General features: G+C 49.6%; 18 protein-coding genes, 1 tRNA gene and 2 pseudogenes. 11 read left to right on the top strand and 10 right to left on the bottom strand.

Annotated features, from left to right (window positions below; all coding sequences use genetic code 11):
• Both HMPREF1028_RS15550 and HMPREF1028_RS09685 read right to left on the bottom strand, forming a co-directional pair.
• A partial coding sequence (locus HMPREF1028_RS15550) for a CYTH domain-containing protein (RefSeq protein ID WP_009312606.1) occupies window positions 1-278 on the bottom strand: 278 nt, incomplete at its 3' end.
• 54 nt (window positions 279-332) lie between these two features.
• Entirely contained in the window at window positions 333-758 is a 426-nt protein-coding gene (locus tag HMPREF1028_RS09685) for a CopD family protein (protein ID WP_009312605.1), read from the bottom strand.
• Between the two features lie 223 nt (window positions 759-981).
• On the opposite strand from HMPREF1028_RS09685, the gene HMPREF1028_RS09680 reads away from it, so the two are divergent.
• Complete coding sequence (locus HMPREF1028_RS09680) at window positions 982-1257, top strand: hypothetical protein (protein WP_003762327.1); 276 nt, start codon at window positions 982-984, stop codon at window positions 1255-1257.
• Between the two features lie 89 nt (window positions 1258-1346).
• Here HMPREF1028_RS09680 and HMPREF1028_RS09675 read toward each other — a convergent pair whose 3' ends face one another.
• Together HMPREF1028_RS09675 and HMPREF1028_RS09670 are read right to left on the bottom strand one after the other, a co-directional pair.
• Entirely contained in the window at window positions 1347-1703 is a 357-nt protein-coding gene (locus tag HMPREF1028_RS09675) for a hypothetical protein (protein WP_036529568.1), read from the bottom strand.
• Window positions 1703-2467, bottom strand: coding sequence for a hypothetical protein (locus tag HMPREF1028_RS09670; RefSeq protein ID WP_036529566.1), 765 nt, complete (start codon window positions 2465-2467; stop codon window positions 1703-1705). The genes HMPREF1028_RS09675 and HMPREF1028_RS09670 overlap by 1 nt, the downstream gene beginning before the upstream one ends.
• A 185-nt stretch (window positions 2468-2652) precedes the next feature.
• Between HMPREF1028_RS09670 and mnmE the strand changes: the two genes are divergently transcribed.
• Window positions 2653-4017 (top strand): tRNA uridine-5-carboxymethylaminomethyl(34) synthesis GTPase MnmE, encoded by a 1365-nt coding sequence (gene mnmE, locus HMPREF1028_RS09665; protein ID WP_009312603.1) that lies wholly within the window; start codon window positions 2653-2655, stop codon window positions 4015-4017.
• A 261-nt stretch (window positions 4018-4278) separates the two neighbouring features.
• Here mnmE and HMPREF1028_RS09660 read toward each other — a convergent pair whose 3' ends face one another.
• Window positions 4279-5229: a D-2-hydroxyacid dehydrogenase gene (locus HMPREF1028_RS09660; protein ID WP_003779689.1), complete on the bottom strand. Its 951-nt coding sequence runs from the start codon at window positions 5227-5229 to the stop codon at window positions 4279-4281.
• 129 nt (window positions 5230-5358) lie between these two features.
• Here HMPREF1028_RS09660 and HMPREF1028_RS09655 point away from each other — a divergent pair, with 129 nt between their 5' ends.
• Entirely contained in the window at window positions 5359-5541 is a 183-nt protein-coding gene (locus HMPREF1028_RS09655; protein WP_003763483.1) for a DUF2061 domain-containing protein, read from the top strand.
• Here the strand turns inward: HMPREF1028_RS09655 and HMPREF1028_RS14810 are convergent.
• Window positions 5528-5635: pseudogene (locus tag HMPREF1028_RS14810) on the bottom strand (IS5/IS1182 family transposase); the annotation flags it as partial. The gene HMPREF1028_RS09655 and the pseudogene HMPREF1028_RS14810 overlap by 14 nt on opposite strands.
• Before the next feature lie 219 nt (window positions 5636-5854).
• Here HMPREF1028_RS14810 and HMPREF1028_RS09650 point away from each other — a divergent pair.
• Together HMPREF1028_RS09650 and HMPREF1028_RS09645 are read left to right on the top strand one after the other, a co-directional pair.
• Complete coding sequence (locus HMPREF1028_RS09650) at window positions 5855-6115, top strand: hypothetical protein (RefSeq protein WP_009312602.1); 261 nt, start codon at window positions 5855-5857, stop codon at window positions 6113-6115.
• A gap of 160 nt (window positions 6116-6275) precedes the next feature.
• On the top strand, window positions 6276-6605 hold the full coding sequence (locus HMPREF1028_RS09645; RefSeq protein ID WP_003743612.1) for an FKBP-type peptidyl-prolyl cis-trans isomerase: 330 nt from the start codon (window positions 6276-6278) through the stop codon (window positions 6603-6605).
• Window positions 6606-7615: 1010 nt separating this feature from the next.
• On the opposite strand, the gene HMPREF1028_RS14805 is transcribed toward HMPREF1028_RS09645, so the two are convergent.
• Window positions 7616-7807: a hypothetical protein gene (locus tag HMPREF1028_RS14805; RefSeq protein ID WP_156798129.1), complete on the bottom strand. Its 192-nt coding sequence runs from the start codon at window positions 7805-7807 to the stop codon at window positions 7616-7618.
• Window positions 7808-7919: 112 nt separating this feature from the next.
• On the opposite strand from HMPREF1028_RS14805, the gene mnmG reads away from it, so the two are divergent.
• The 4 genes from mnmG to HMPREF1028_RS15735 all read left to right on the top strand — a co-directional run bounded on the left by mnmG (window position 7920) and on the right by HMPREF1028_RS15735 (window position 11765).
• On the top strand, window positions 7920-9818 hold the full coding sequence (gene mnmG, locus HMPREF1028_RS09640) for a tRNA uridine-5-carboxymethylaminomethyl(34) synthesis enzyme MnmG (RefSeq protein ID WP_009312601.1): 1899 nt from the start codon (window positions 7920-7922) through the stop codon (window positions 9816-9818).
• Window positions 9819-10285: 467 nt separating this feature from the next.
• Entirely contained in the window at window positions 10286-10453 is a 168-nt protein-coding gene (locus HMPREF1028_RS15745) for a hypothetical protein (protein ID WP_283119085.1), read from the top strand.
• The gene (locus HMPREF1028_RS15740; RefSeq protein ID WP_009312599.1) at window positions 10399-11136 is read left to right on the top strand and encodes a P-loop NTPase fold protein; all 738 of its coding nucleotides are present in this window, start codon (window positions 10399-10401) and stop codon (window positions 11134-11136) included. The genes HMPREF1028_RS15745 and HMPREF1028_RS15740 overlap by 55 nt, the downstream gene beginning before the upstream one ends.
• A gap of 80 nt (window positions 11137-11216) precedes the next feature.
• Entirely contained in the window at window positions 11217-11765 is a 549-nt protein-coding gene (locus tag HMPREF1028_RS15735; protein ID WP_009312598.1) for a hypothetical protein, read from the top strand.
• 58 nt (window positions 11766-11823) lie between these two features.
• Here the strand turns inward: HMPREF1028_RS15735 and HMPREF1028_RS09630 are convergent.
• Both HMPREF1028_RS09630 and HMPREF1028_RS09625 read right to left on the bottom strand, forming a co-directional pair.
• Window positions 11824-11899, bottom strand: a tRNA-Thr gene (locus HMPREF1028_RS09630).
• A gap of 479 nt (window positions 11900-12378) precedes the next feature.
• A complete protein-coding gene (locus HMPREF1028_RS09625) occupies window positions 12379-12825 on the bottom strand; it encodes a hypothetical protein (protein ID WP_009312597.1) in 447 nt (148 codons plus the stop codon).
• Window positions 12826-13055: 230 nt separating this feature from the next.
• On the opposite strand from HMPREF1028_RS09625, the gene ftsY reads away from it, so the two are divergent.
• Entirely contained in the window at window positions 13056-14450 is a 1395-nt protein-coding gene (gene ftsY / locus HMPREF1028_RS09620; protein ID WP_009312595.1) for a signal recognition particle-docking protein FtsY, read from the top strand.
• A gap of 306 nt (window positions 14451-14756) precedes the next feature.
• On the opposite strand, the gene HMPREF1028_RS09615 is transcribed toward ftsY, so the two are convergent.
• Entirely contained in the window at window positions 14757-15089 is a 333-nt protein-coding gene (locus tag HMPREF1028_RS09615) for a zinc ribbon domain-containing protein YjdM (RefSeq protein ID WP_003779677.1), read from the bottom strand.
• A 142-nt stretch (window positions 15090-15231) separates the two neighbouring features.
• Between HMPREF1028_RS09615 and HMPREF1028_RS09610 the strand changes: the two are divergent.
• Window positions 15232-15694 (top strand): annotated as a pseudogene (locus HMPREF1028_RS09610) (IS630 family transposase); the annotation flags it as partial.

Genomic DNA, 15694 nt, shown 5'->3' with positions numbered 1-15694 from the left:
TCCACCCGATAACGGTGTTTTTCCATCTTAAACGGACACATCGTCTCCATCATCTGCCGCGCGTGCGCCAAAGGAATTTCGTATTCAAACTCGCTGCGGCTGACATCCGAAATATAGCCTTTCAAAGTCAGCCAAGCCTTGTCGTCAATAATGCGCACGCGGATGGTGCGCTCTTTTTCCACGCTCAAATAGCCCTGCTGCAACACCTGCGGCGCGGAGGCTTCGCGCTTCCAGTCATCGTTTTTCAACAGGAAGCGGCGTTCGATTTCAATAGTCATCTGTTTGATTCCAATATAAAAGAAGGTCGTCTGAAAACAGGTTTCGCACACACCTTAAAACGGCTTGAACACCACCATATACAAAGCGACGACCATCATCAATACAGGCACTTCGTTAAACACCCTGTACCACTTGTGCGAATGCGTATTGCGTTTTTCCTCAAAGCCGCGAAGCAGCGCGCCGCAATAAAATTGATAAGCCAAAAGCAGCAGGCCCATCAACAGCTTCACATGCAGCCAGCCCTGCCCCCACCAGCCCGTCACAAACGGAATCACAATGCCGCACACCAGCGTCCCGAACCCCAACGGCGACATAAACTTATACAGCCGCCGCGCCATCGCCGAGAGCCGCTCATATTCCACCGGCTGCTCCGCCGCTTCGACCTGCGCCAGATTCACAAAAATCCGCGGCAGGTAAAACAGCCCGGCGAACCACGAAATCACAAAAAACACATGCAAGAGCTTAAACCACAAATACATTTTCAGACGACCTCATGCTCGAAAACGCGTATTTTACCCGCCAAACCGCAGCGGCTGTTTTCTTTATGTCAACGACTGTCTGTTTTACGCCCGAAAAATTGTAAATCACGTCATAATTTCGCACAGTTGATATGCAATAAAATTAAAATTTGTTAAAATGCACATGTAATTAAAACCAATAGCCGCCCTACCTCGCGGAACAAACACAAAACGGAAAGAAAACATGATTAAGCAATTTGAAATCAGCACCAGCGTTCAAAAACAACTCGGCGACTACCTCGCCGCCAACCAGACCGACCTCAAAACCGCCATGGCGGACGAAACCCGCAACGGCGAAGTCGCCGCCATCATCCATGCCGGCCTGCCCATGATGGTACGCAAAATCTATTCTCTGGAAAAAATGAAAAACTTCTTCTGGACGAAAAAAGAACTGATGGTCGAATTCGTCGCCATGCGCCTTGCCGCCGCCGAAAAGAAAAACGCCAAGAAAAAACGTTAATCCTTCCGGCTCATCGAAGAAAAAGATAGAAAGGTCGTCTGAAAACCGTTTACCGGGTTTCAGACGACCTTTTATGATTTGGATTCTTATCAAATAAGGGAGAATATCTCTTTAGCCTGCTTAATTGCAGTCTTTGCATGACTTGAATAAATTGATTCAACTAACTCGTAATCTGCTCGAGATCGAGCTTTTTTTAGTTTTCTTAATAAATCCACAATAAGTGAATTATCATCATCAGCCTGTCTTTCATAATAGAAAATCAAATTATTATGTGTTCCCCCTGCATCATACGTATCTCGCTGATAACCGTTATTTATTGCGTTTTCTAGAGCATGATGCATGGCTGCATAGTAAGCTCTACTGATACATACTCTATCATCTGTTTCACTGTCACTACTTTGACATAAACTATCCGCAAAATCTAAGAAATCCAGCGCAGTAATCATTAATCTATACCCCTTACAGCACAACCCAACACGAAACGGCTAAGATTAATCCCTTTTTCGCGAGCAAATTTAATCTTTAAACGACTCAACTCAATATCACAAGAAGCAACTTTGTCTTCATCTGAGTCAGCCAGCACTGTTAATTCGTAGAAAATTTCATCCTCAGCATAGCTACAATCCAAATTTAAGCCATCATTAATTAAGCTGTAACTACGCAGAACCTCCCCAGCATATACTAATAGTTCTTTTAGATATGATTCATTAATTACTGTTTTAATTCTTTTTATTTCCTCAGCTTCCTTAGTCATATCTTTTCCTAGTTTATTCAGTTTATTTATAACTTTTTCAGATAAAGAGATTTGACCAGTAAACCTAGTGTACTCAAAACATCCTCTCAAAGCTTCAATGTCATCCTCCAAAATATCAACATACTTATCAAGAACTGAATAAGCAGACTTGCGCTCACCAAGTCTAACTAAACAATTACAATAAGTTATATAATAATTACGAGTATCATGTGGCAAACGAGAAGCTTTATTCAAGTATTCTTCCACACTTTTCAGACGAGTTTGTAGAGGTGCATCTTCAAAGACTGCAAGTTCTGCTAAACATAAATAACCTTGATGAGGAGCGTGTGTTTTTAATAATTTCTCTGCATCTCTTTTTGCACGAGTCAAATCAAATGGTCGAATGCACGTTTTGCTGCGCATATCCCTAATTTGACCTATCAAGTCCGAAAAAATGGTTTGGGGCTTAGTATTCATAATTGAAGATATTACTTCATGAGCTTTTTATATGCAATACCATATGAAATTGTTTTATTTGATATGTGTTACTAATTGCTTATACGTCTATCTTGCTATTCTCACTTAATATCAATAGCAAGTTCAAAGATTTTAGAAACCCTTTGCTATAATACCGCTCACCCAGTTTCCGATACGAGCCAGCCATGTCCGCATCCCAACCTACCATCGCCGCCATCGCCACCGCACCCGGACGCGGCGGCGTCGGCGTGATCCGTCTTTCCGGCAAAAACCTGCTGCCTTTGGCACAAACCCTCAGCGGCGGCAAAACGCCCAAACCGCGCACCGCGCTTTACACCGACTTCCTCGGCGGCGACGGGCAGCCGATAGACAACGGCATCCTGCTCTACTTCGCCGCGCCCGCCAGCTTTACCGGCGAAGATGTGGTTGAATTGCAGGGACACGGCGGCCCCGTCGTGATGGACATGCTGCTCGCACACTGCCTCGAACTGGGTGCGCGCATGGCGGAGCCGGGCGAATTTACCAAACGCGCCTTCCTCAACAACAAACTCGACCTTGCCCAAGCCGAAAGCGTCGCCGATCTCATCGACGCCTCCAGCAAGTCCGCCGCCCGCATGGCGTTGCGTTCGCTCAAAGGCGCGTTTTCCGAACACATACACGAGCTGGTGGACGACCTTATTACTTTACGGATGCTGGTTGAAGCCACGTTGGACTTTCCCGAAGAAGACATCGATTTTCTCGAAGCCGCCGACGCGCGCGGCAAGCTCCAAGCCCTGCAAGGCCGTCTGAAAACCGTCCTCGCCAGCGCGGAACAAGGCGCGATTTTGCGCGAAGGCATGAACGTCGTCCTCGTCGGCGCGCCCAACGTCGGCAAATCCAGCCTGCTCAACGCCTTGGCGGGCGACGACATCGCCATCGTAACCGACATCGCCGGCACCACCCGCGACACCGTGCGCGAACAAATCACCCTCGACGGCGTGCCCGTCCACATCATCGACACCGCCGGCCTGCGCGAAACCGACGACGTGGTCGAACAAATCGGCATCGAGCGCAGCCGCAAAGCCGTCTCCGAAGCCGATGTCGCCCTGATTCTGATTGACCCGCGCGAAGGCGTGAACGCCAAAACCCAAGCCATTTTGAACAGCCTGCCCGCAGGTTTGAAAAAAATCGAAATCCACAACAAAGCCGACCTGACCGGCGAACCCGTCGCCGTCCGTTCAGACGGCCTCGCGCAAACCGGTGCGGACACCGTCATCAGCCTGTCCGCCAAAACCGGCGCGGGTCTCGATTTGCTCAAACACGTGCTGTTGCAGGAAGTCGGCTGGCAGGGCGAAAGCGAAAGCCTGTTCCTCGCCCGCAGCCGCCACCTCAACGCCTTGCACGAAGCCGAAGCCGAGCTGGAAAATGCCGCCCTCTGTGACAACAACCAAATCGAGCTTTTCGCCGAACACCTGCGCCTCGCCCAAAACGCGTGCAGCGAAATCACCGGCGAATTTACCGCCGACGATTTGCTGGGCGTGATTTTCTCGCGCTTCTGCATCGGCAAATAAGATTAAACCTTATCCATACGCGAAAGGTCGTCTGAAAACCAAGATTCAGGTTTCAGACGACCTTTGCCGTTTGAAAGCATCGGTTTTTGATAAAATCCACGGATTGCTCACAACTTATCCACAATCTGAACTTCATCCCAATTCAATCAAACCAAACCTAATTCATTGAAAACTATCAACATACAAAAAAGTCGTCTGAAAATTTTCAGACGACTTTTTAAATTGTTCACAAAATTATCAACAGGGCTAGGGCTATCGGCATCAAACCAGATTCTGCGGATTACCTGCGACGAAGCGGTTGATGTTGTCCACAAGGATGTCAAACAGACGGTTGGCGGCCTCTTGGCTTGCCCATGCAATGTGTGGCGTGACAATGAGGTTGGGCAGTCGAGCTTTCAGCAGAGGGTTGCCGTCGCGCGGCGGCTCTTGTGTTAACACGTCAAAACCTGCCCCGCCGATTTGGCCGTATTTCAACGCCGCAACCAAAGCGGCTTCATCAACCAAGCCGCCGCGCCCGCAGTTGATGAGGATGGCGCCGGGCTTCATCTGTTGCAACTCGGCTTCGCCTATCATGTTTGCCGTTTCCGGCGTGAGCGGGCAATGCAGCGACAGCGCGTCGGCAGTGCGGACGGCTTCGTCAAAGGAAACGTAGCCGTCGCGGACGGTTTCGGCGTGTTTGTGTTCGACAAACACGACCTTCATTTTGAACGCCTGTGCATAAGTTGCCAGCGTCTGTCCGATGTTGCCGCGACCGAAAATCGCCAGTGTTTTACCGTTTAAATCGCGCATCGGTGCGCCGAGGTGGCAGAAAAACGGCGAGTTTTCCCACAAGCCTGCTGCAACGTCTCGCTGATAGGCAGGCAGGTTGCGCATCAGGGTAATCATCATCATAAACGCGTGTTCCGCCACGGATTCATTGCCGTAAGCGCGGATGTTGCACACGCTCACGCCCGCTTGCTTGGCAGCAGCAAGGTCAACATTGTTGACGCCCGTCGCGGCTAGCGCAATCAGTTTGAGCTGCGGGTTGGCGGCGATGTGTTCGGCGGAAATCACGACTTTGTTGGTAATGATGATGTCCGCGCCCTGTATGCGCTCGGCGGTCTGATGCGCCTCAGTCGAACCATAGCTGCTTAAAGTATGCGGAAAGTCAAAATCAAACGGACGGTCGGCAAGCGTGTCGCGGTCGAGAACGGCAATGCACAGCGGATTCATGTTTTACCTATCAAAAATAAAATAATGATTTAAATAAACTAATTTTGAATAAAATATTCAAAATATACGGCGTAGTTGAGAATAGTTATTATCCGAATCATACAGACATCACCATATCACGAAACCATCATGATTAAAACCATGACCTTTGCCATTTTACATTTCGCCACCGCGTTCGGCGTTGCCTATATTTTGACCGGCAGCATCGGCATTTCAAGCGCAGTCGCGCTGGTCGAGCCGCTTGCCAACACCGTCGTTTTCTATTTCCACGAACAGGCATGGCGACGCTACGAAAAAAATATAGTGGATTAACTTTAAACCAGTACGGCGTTACCTCGCCTTGCCGTACTATCTGTACTGTCTGCGGCTTCGTCGCCTTGTCCTGATTTAAATTTAATCCACTATAAAACCGTGAAACAAGAATGGACTACGCCGCTGCACTATTGTGGATAAGTTTTGACCGGAGGTCGTCTGAAAACGGGCTAGGGCATATTGTTTCTTATTGGTAAATATTCTTTCAACAAAATAGATATTTATCAATCAAAAAGAAATCAATAAAATGCTTTCCATCGCTTGAACGCCTACGCAGTTCATCTTTTATATTCAACATCATAAGGAAAGTATCATGAAAAAAGCACTCTTCGCCTCCCTCATCGCCGTTGCCACCGCCGCATCTTTCGCCGACAGCCGCATTCCTGAATGGAACCATGCCAACGACTCCGGTCCCATTCCGGGTTTAACCCAAGTCGAATATCACGATGCGCACGATATGCGTAAGGATGATGACCGCGTGAAATTCACCGCACCTGCCACAGGCGTGCGCGAAATCACCGACATCGGCTACAACGACACCTATGCCCGCTCGTTGCAAAACGGCTCAAATTGATTGCCCATCGGTTGAAGTTGAAAGGTCGTCTGAAAACGTATCCATCCGTTTTCAGACGACCTTTTGCTTTATCGGAAACGGCAGCTATGATACCCTTCAGCGCGGAATATCGAAGAGTCGATATTGTTAACCGATTGAAAACGCTATGAAAGGATAAAACATGAGCGGTTTGATTATTGAAGATTTGCAGGAAGGCCACGGCAAAGAGGCCGTGAAAGGCAAGGAAATTACCGTACATTACACCGGTTGGCTGGAAGACGGCACCAAATTCGACTCCAGCCTCGACCGCCGTCAGCCGCTGACGATTACGCTGGGCGTGGGTCAGGTTATTCAAGGCTGGGACGAAGGTTTCGGCGGCATGAAAGAAGGCGGCAAACGCAAGCTGACCATCCCTGCCGAAATGGGCTACGGCGCACGCGGCGCGGGCGGCGTGATTCCGCCTAACGCAACGTTGGTGTTTGAAGTAGAGTTGTTGAAAGTTTATGAATAATGCCTGACGGCGTTGGGATGGATTTTCTACGTTGAACTGAGCGAAAGGTCGTCTGAAAACCGAATGTTGAGGTTTTCAGACGACCTTTTTGTTTAATCCAAGCGGGTTGGGACAAACTAAATTTGTAGCGTGGGCTTTGCCCGTGAAACCTGCTGTCTAACCATGTCAGACAATAATCTCATTTGCTTTCATCTCGTGGGCAAAGCCCACGCTACGGGTGGCTGCAACGGCAATCTGTTCCTTCCCCCGTCCGGCGGGGGAAAGTTAGGATGGGGTGGCTTTGTGGATTTAGGTCAAATCGAATTCGTGCAGCCCATAGAGCCACCCCCAGCCCTCTCCCGCCGGACGGGAGAGGGGGTAGGTTACAGGTTGAAACGAGGTCGTCTGAAAACCTTGAGATTCGGTTTTTTAGAGAAACCCGTTCTACACCCGTTTTCAGGCGACCTTATTTATTCAATCAACACGGGATTGAAATAACTCAGGTAGCGTGGGCTTTGCCCACGAAATCCACAGTCTGATAACCTGAATCGGGAAACCGTGTATGTTATTTATCTCGTGGGCAAAGCCCACGCTACTCGTTGCGGCAACAGCAACCTGTTCCTTCCCCCGTCTGTCTGGGGAAAGTTAGGATGGGGGTGGTTTTGTGGGTTTAAGGTAAAAGCAAATTCGTGCAGCCCTAAGAGCCGCCCCCAGCCCTCTCCCGCCGGACGGGAGAGGGGGTAGGTTACAGGTTGAAACGAGGTCGTCTGAAAACCTTGAGATTCGGTTTTTTAGAGAAACCCGTTCTACACCCGTTTTCAGGCGACCTTATTTATTCAATCAAAACGAGGTTGGAATAACTCAGGTAGCGTGGGCTTTGCCCACGAAATCCACAGTCTGATAACCTGAATCGGGAAACCGTGTACGTTATTTATCTCGTGGGCAAAGCCCACGCTACGGGTGGCTGCAACAGCAACTTGTCCCTTCCCCCGTCTGGTGGGGGAAGGCCAGGATGGGGGGGCTTTGTGGGTTTAGGTCAAATCGAATTCGTGCAGCCCTAAGAGCCACCCTCTCCCGCCGGACGGGAGAGAGTGCAGGTTGCGAATAAAAACGAGGTCGTCTGAAAACCTTGAGATTCGGGTTTGTAGAGAAACCTGTTCTACACCCGTTTTCAGACGACCTTTTTCCTGCCCTGTTCCCGCAAGCGCCTTTCCACCTGTCAAATCCCCCCGAAAAAGCGTACAATTCCACGTTTATTTTTGAATTCATTATATTTTCAGACGACCTCCGTCAGAGAAAAGAGGTCGTCTGAAACCATTAGGCACGTTGACACACATGACCCACATGATTTACCCCAAAACCTACGACGTCATCGTCGTCGGCGGCGGCCACGCAGGCACGGAAGCCGCGCTTGCCGCCGCACGCATGGGCGCGCAGACGCTTTTGCTCACACACAACATCGAAACGCTCGGACAAATGTCGTGCAACCCCTCCATAGGCGGCATCGGCAAAGGCCATCTTGTACGCGAACTCGACGCGCTCGGCGGCGCGATGGCGTTGGCCACCGACAAATCCGGCATCCAGTTCCGCCGTCTGAACGCCAGCAAAGGCGCGGCGGTTCGTGCCACGCGCGCGCAGGCGGACCGCATTTTGTATAAAGCCGCCATCCGCGAAATGCTGGAAAACCAAGAAAACCTCGACCTCTTCCAGCAGTCGGTTGACGACGTAACGCTCGACGGCGACCGCATTTCAGGCGTAATCACCGCGATGGGCGTGGAATTCAAAGCCCGCGCCATCGTGCTGACCGCAGGCACGTTTTTGTCCGGCAAAATCCACATCGGTTTGGAAAACTACGAAGGCGGCCGCGCGGGCGACCCCGCCGCCAAATCGCTCGGCGGACGTTTGCGCGAATTGAACCTGCCGCAAGGTCGTCTGAAAACCGGCACGCCGCCGCGCATTGATGGGCGCACGATTGATTTCTCCCAGCTCACCGAACAGCCCGGCGACACGCCCGTGCCCGTCTTTTCCGTGCGCGGCAACGCCGAAATGCACCCGCGCCAAGTGTCCTGCTGGATTACGCATACCAATTTGAAAACACACGACATTATCCGCTCAGGCTTCGACCGCAGCCCCATGTTCACCGGCAAAATCGAAGGCGTCGGCCCGCGCTACTGCCCGTCTATCGAAGACAAAATCAACCGCTTCGCCGACAAAGACAGCCACCAGATTTTCCTCGAACCCGAAGGCCTGACCACCAACGAATACTACCCCAACGGCATCTCCACCAGCCTGCCGTTCGACATCCAAATTGCGCTCGTGCGCAGCATGAAAGGTCTGGAAAATGCCCACATCCTACGCCCCGGCTACGCCATCGAATACGACTACTTCGACCCGCGCAACCTCAAAGCCAGCCTCGAAACCAAAACCATCCAAGGCCTCTTCTTCGCCGGACAAATCAACGGTACGACCGGTTACGAAGAAGCCGCCGCGCAAGGCCTGCTCGCAGGTGCAAACGCCGTGCAATACGTCCGCGAACAAGACCCGCTCCTGCTGCGCCGCGAACAAGCCTACCTAGGCGTATTGGTGGACGACCTCATCACCAAAGGCGTGAACGAACCCTACCGTATGTTCACCAGCCGCGCCGAATACCGCCTGCAACTCAGGGAAGACAACGCCGATATGCGCCTGACCGAAGACGGCTACAAAATCGGCTTGGTGGGTGAAGAGCAATGGCGCATGTTTAACGAAAAACGCGAAGCCATCGAACGCGAAATCCAACGTTTGAAAACAACATGGTACACGCCGCAAAAACTCGCCGAAGACGAACAAATCCGCGTGTTCGGACAAAAACTCAGCCGCGAAGCCAACCTGCACGACCTCCTGCGCCGTCCGAACCTCGACTACGCCGCACTGATGACGCTCGAAGGCGCAAGGTCGTCTGAAAACCTGTCTGCCGAAATCATCGAACAAGTCGAAATCCAAGTCAAATACCAAGGCTATATCGACCGCCAAAACGAAGAAATCGACAGCCGCCGCGACATCGAAACCCTAAAGCTGCCCGACGACATCGATTACAGCAAAGTCAAAGGTTTATCCGCCGAAGTGCAGCAAAAGCTCAACCAGCACAAACCCGAAACCGTCGGACAGGCCAGCCGAATTTCAGGCGTAACACCTGCGGCAGTGGCGCTGTTGATGGTGCATTTGAAGCGCGGGTTTAAGGGGGCGAAAGAGTAGTTTCAGGCTGCCTGAAAACTATGTGATACAAACAACAGATAAAATAAAGCCCTACTTAAAAAAGTAGGGCTTAAAGAAATTGTTTATTTTTTGCCACCACCAGATTTTCCGCTACCTGACGGGGGATTGTTACCACGTCCGCCGCCTGACGGATTACCTGTTTTGCTTGGCCAGTTTGGGTTACTGTTGCCTGTCTGATTATTTGCCATTATTGCTCCATTCTATACTCAAGTTTTCAGATACACGGACTTTTATTTCCGTTTCTATATTTTATAGATTTAGATTTTTTTTTCAATTTAATTTTTTCAGTAGTCGTAGGTCGGATTCTGGAATCCGACATCTTGGACGGCTGTGTCGGATACAAGTATCCGACTTACGATTAAATAATTGCGGTCTGGATTCCCGTCTGCGCGGGAATGACGATGCGGGTATTCTTATTTGAATTTATGATTAAACAAAGGGATGACATGGAAACCCAAACTTTAGAAAACCCCACTTTCGATACACAAGACGAATTCAAGCGTAAGCCTATTGCCGAAAACATCATCAGGCTACTTACCTCGCCCATCGCCTTTCCCCTATGGTCATCGACGGCAGCTGGGGAACGGGTAAAACTGAATTTTGCAAAAAACTGATTCGGCTCATGCAGCAGCAACATCCCGATTACCGGCCCGTCTATATCGACGCTTTCCGTTCAGACCACAGCGGAGAGCCTCTGCTGGCATTGCTTGCCGAAATCATCAAAGCCTATACGCCTGAAGATACTGGCGAGCAGCCGTCTGAACAGCGCAAAAATATTACGAGGAAAGTCGCGAAAGCCGCAGGATTCGTGATGAAAACCGTTGCTAAGGCAGCGGTTGGTCATGTTCTAAAGCAAAATACAGACGATTTGGCAGAAGGATTACAACAGATAATAAATGACGGCCAAGATGCAGACAGTTTGGCCGAAACCGTAACCGATGCTGCTGCCACAATCGCCAGCCACACCATTGATGCAACCGTCGAAGCCTTGTTGAAAGAGCAAATCGAAGCGGAAAAAAATCTGGAAACGCTCAAAGCCTGCCTGAAAGAATTGGCAGCAGACAAACCGATTATCCTGTTTATCGACGAACTCGACCGCTGCCGCCCTGATTACGCCGTCGATATGCTGGAGGTTATCAAGCATGTCTTTGATGTCAAAAACGTCAAAGTCGTGCTGGTGACGAACACCAAACAACTGCGCGCGGCGATTGATCATCGGTATGGGGTGGAAGTGGATGCGCAAAAATATTTAGATAAATTTTTGAAGTACAGCTTTGCTTTGCTTTGCCGGAAGTAATTGGGGGGACAAATTATCTTGTGAGAAAGTATTATTTAGTTACGATTATCTATTTTCATAAATTGATACGAAGTAGCCCTATGTTTAATCAATTTAAAGACTCAATTTATAATGAATACAACATATATTTTATTAGCGATATGATGGAACGAAACAATATCTCGCTTAGAGAAACGGAACGATTCGTCCACCATTTGGAGATATACCTTACCTTAAGAGGAGAGCTAAACAAAGAAAGAAGGATAGAGTATAATCTCTTGATTATTTTGGGTGTATTTATCTTTTGCTTCTATCCGAGTTTAATCAATGATATTTATAAAGAACGTATGGATGCCAAAGATATTGCTCAATTATTCAATATTCAGTCTTGGCCTAGTATGCCAGAGGATAGAAAAAGGTTTAATTGCGCCGATCTTATGGCTGTAATGTTGATTAGACACAGTAATCTTAGCGATAAGCGGTTTATAGCAAATATAAGATATGATGAGGAATATTGGCAATTTCATATGGATAGAATGTTTCTCAAAAATTCCGCCATTTTTCCCCAAGGAGTAGACGGAATATATGGTGTTTTAGCCATACTAAAAGACATATTCCTAGTCCTCAACCTTGAAAAAACTCCCCAATAAAAAAGGTCGTCTGAAAACCCAAAAACCAAGTTTTCAGACGACCTTTCTTTATCCAATCTGGTGCCGGAGAAGGGAATCGAACCCCCGACCTTCGCGTTACGAATGCGCTGCTCTACCGACTGAGCTACACCGGCACGGTGTTCGTTATCATATACATAAACGGTATGTTCGGCAAGTTCGCATTTCCCGATAAGGTTGTTGCTCGGTGAAAATATATGCCGTGTTTTCAGACGACCTCTTTTAAAAGGGTCGTATGGGGATATTGTTTTGATGCCTTGCTTTCCATCCCTTCCGCCCGCACGGAAACGGCAATGGGTTGGGCAGGTTTATCCGGAATCGGCAAGCTGTCAGCCTCCGCCCGAATATATAGTGGATTAACTTTAAATCAGGACAAGGCGACGAAGCCGCAGACAGTACGGCAAGGCGAGGCAACGCCGTACTGGTTTAAAGTTAATCCACTATAATCTTTAAAGGTTAACAAAAAGCGCGAGGCAAAGGATATGGATGCAGGAGGGCGTGGCGGTAAACAAAAGGTCGTCTGAAACCGGAAATCCGGTTTCAGACGACCTTTTTTCATATCGATACATTAGGCAAAGCTAAACGCAGAAGAGCTTTAATTAACAGCCGATAAGATGGCGTAAAGGCTTGGGGCATCTACGCATAATTCTTCTTTTTCCGAGCGGTAGCAGGTCCAGCTTTTGCCTTTTAAGGTACGCTCGGAGGTGGTGTAAGTCTTGTTATTCATCAGTTTGGTCGAATGAGTCCATTTTCCGCCTGTCGAGTTGGATTCTTTCGTTTTCATAAAGGCTTCATACGAAAAAACAATCGTTTTTCCATTTTTCAATTTGTACTCTTCCCCGTTCCCCGCGATATAGCCGCCGCGTTTTTCATCATAGACTTGTGCGCTTTCCCAAGCCAGGCTGCTGCAAGCCGTTGTTTGCGGTTGGCTGTTTGGGGCGGTCAAATCTTGGTATGTGCAAGTCAACTTGTCTGATGAGTAGGTGTGGCTGGCATAGGCAGCCGTAGACAAAAACAGGATGGTAAAAAATATTCTTTTCATTTTGGCTTACCTTTTAAAAATCAAAACGATACGGAGTAAAACGGCCTTATTCCACTTGGGAACGATGCGGCACTCCGAATAGCAGAAACCGAGAAGACGGGTATTGTACTTCCATCCGCGGAACACGTCAGCAAACCTTATTCGATTATCACGTTTTCAGACGACCTTGCCGCGCAAAATACGCTACAATACGCCCTATTTCAAGTTTCTAAAATTAAAAGGAAAATTCAATGTTCAGCTTCTTCCGCCGCAAGAAAAAACAGGAAACGCCCGCTCAAGAAGAAACCCGCATTCAGGAAACCGCCGCCGAAGCCGTAGAGAACGCTGAAGCTGCCGTTTCGCAAACGCTTGAAACGGTTCAGGAAAATATCGGCGAAAAAGCGGAAGAGCTGACGGCGGCAGTCGAAACGGCGGTAGAAAGTGCCAAAGAGCGCACCGAAGAAATCTGCGAGACTGTGGTTGAACATGTTTCCGAAACGGTCGAACACGTCCGCGAGGCAGTCGGCGAAACGTCGTCTGAAACGGTCGAAAAAGTGGAAGAACGCGTGGAAGCGGTCAGCGACGGGTCGTCTGAAACCGCAGAAGCTGTCGAAGCCTTAGAAACCCAAGCTGAAGCCGCGCCTGCCGCATCCGAAGAACATTCCGTAGCAGCCTTTGAAAATACAGCCGTCGCCACGTCGTCTGAAACCTCTGAGCCATCCGAAACCGAACCCAAACTCGGCTGGGCGGCGCGTTTGAAACAGGGTTTGACCAAATCGCGCGACAAAATGGCGAAATCGCTGGCGGGCGTGTTCGGCGGCGGGCAAATCGACGAAGATTTGTACGAAGAGCTGGAAACCGTGCTGATTACCAGCGACATGGGCATGGAAGCGACGGAATACCTGATGAAAGACGTGCGCAACCGCGTCAGCCTTAAGGGGCTGAAAGACGGCAACGAGTTGCGCGGCGCATTGAAAGAAGCCTTGTACGACCTGATTAAGCCGTTGGAAAAACCGCTGGTCTTGCCCGACACGAAAGAGCCGTTCGTCATCATGCTGGCGGGCATCAACGGCGCGGGCAAAACCACTTCCATCGGCAAACTCGCCAAATATTTCCAAGCGCAGGGCAAATCCGTGCTGCTTGCCGCCGGCGACACTTTCCGCGCCGCCGCTCGCGAGCAGCTTCAAGCATGGGGCGAACGCAACAACGTTACCGTCATCTCGCAAACCACGGGCGATTCCGCCGCCGTCTGCTTCGATGCCGTCCAAGCCGCCAAAGCGCGCGGCATCGACATCGTGCTGGCCGACACCGCCGGCCGCCTGCCCACGCAGCTTCATTTGATGGAAGAAATCAAAAAAGTGAAGCGCGTTTTGCAAAAAGCCATGCCTGACGCGCCGCACGAAATCATCGTCGTCCTCGATGCCAACATTGGGCAAAACGCCGTCAACCAAGTCAAAGCCTTTGACGAAGCGTTAGGACTAACCGGTCTGATTGTGACCAAACTCGACGGTACGGCCAAAGGCGGCATCCTCGCCGCGCTTGCCTCCGACCGCCCCGTCCCCGTCCGCTACATCGGCGTGGGCGAAGGCATAGACGATTTGCGCCCGTTTAACGCGCGCGCTTTTGTGGACGCGTTGTTGGACTAAGCCCAATCGGGCAACAGTCCGATAACGAAAAATCCCGATACGGCAAAATGCCTGCGGATGCGTTTTGATTCAATACAGCCATTTTGCCGAACCATGAAAAAGGTCGTCTGAAACCGGAAAACAGGTTTCAGACGACCTTTGTTTGATGTGGCGGACGAAATAGCGCTGCCGTCAATTGGTGCAACGCCTATTTCCTCCTGCCGAAAAAGGCGAAAACCGTTTGAAAGCAACCCTTACGGAGACAAGTAGCTTTACAAACGGTTTTCAGGTCGGCCTAGCGACCCACCAACGGTTATTATACCAACATCATGCTTTTTTGACAAACTCTGATTTCAAATTCATCGCGCTGCCGTCGATTTTGCAACCGATATTGTGGTCGCCTTCTTGCAGGCGTATGCCTTTTACCTTGGTTCCTTGCTTGATGACCATGGAGCTGCCTTTGACTTTGAGGTCTTTAATCAGGACGACGGTGTCGCCGTCTTGCAACACGGCGCCGTTGGCATCTTTGACGCTCATGGTTTCTTCTGCGGCTTCGCCGTCGTTTTCCGTCCATTCAAACGCGCATTCGGGACAGATGTATTGGCTGCCGTCTTCGTAGGTGTATTCGGATTGGCATTGCGGGCAAGGTGGGAGGGACATGGTGGGGATTCCTTTGGTTGAGAAGCGGGGAATTATAGTGGATTAAAATAAAAATGAGACAAGGCGGCAACGCCCGCCGTGTACGGGTAGTATAGTCAATTAAAAATAAAATAGTACAATACTCAACTTTGAAGGTCTAACCATGGCATACTCTGCGGACTTAAGAAACAAAGCTTTAAACTATTACGAACAATGCAAAAACATCAGCCAAACCGCAGCAACGTTTAACTTGTCAAGAAACACGCTTTACCTGTGGATTCGCCTTAAAAAACAAACAGGCAGCCTAAAACATCAAGTTACCGGTCTAAATGCCGTCAAATTGGATAGGCAAAAACTGGCTCAATATGTTGAGCAACACCAGGATGCCTATCTACATGAAATCGCCAAACATTTTGATTGTACGCCAGCCGCCGTTTGCTATGCACTCAAACAGATGGGGATGACGCGCAAAAAAAGACCACCACTTACAAAGAACAAGACCCAGCCAAAGTAACGCATTATTTGACACAGCTGGCCGAATTTTCCGACTACCAACGTGTTTATTTGGATGAAACAGGATTTGATCGCTACCTGTTCCGTCCCTATGCCCGCAGCCTGAAAGGGCA

Origin of the sequence: Neisseria sp. GT4A_CT1, assembly GCF_000227275.1 — a bacterium.
In the GTDB taxonomy this organism is placed as follows: domain Bacteria; phylum Pseudomonadota; class Gammaproteobacteria; order Burkholderiales; family Neisseriaceae; genus Neisseria.
This window is presented reverse-complemented; position numbering and strand designations above follow the sequence as displayed.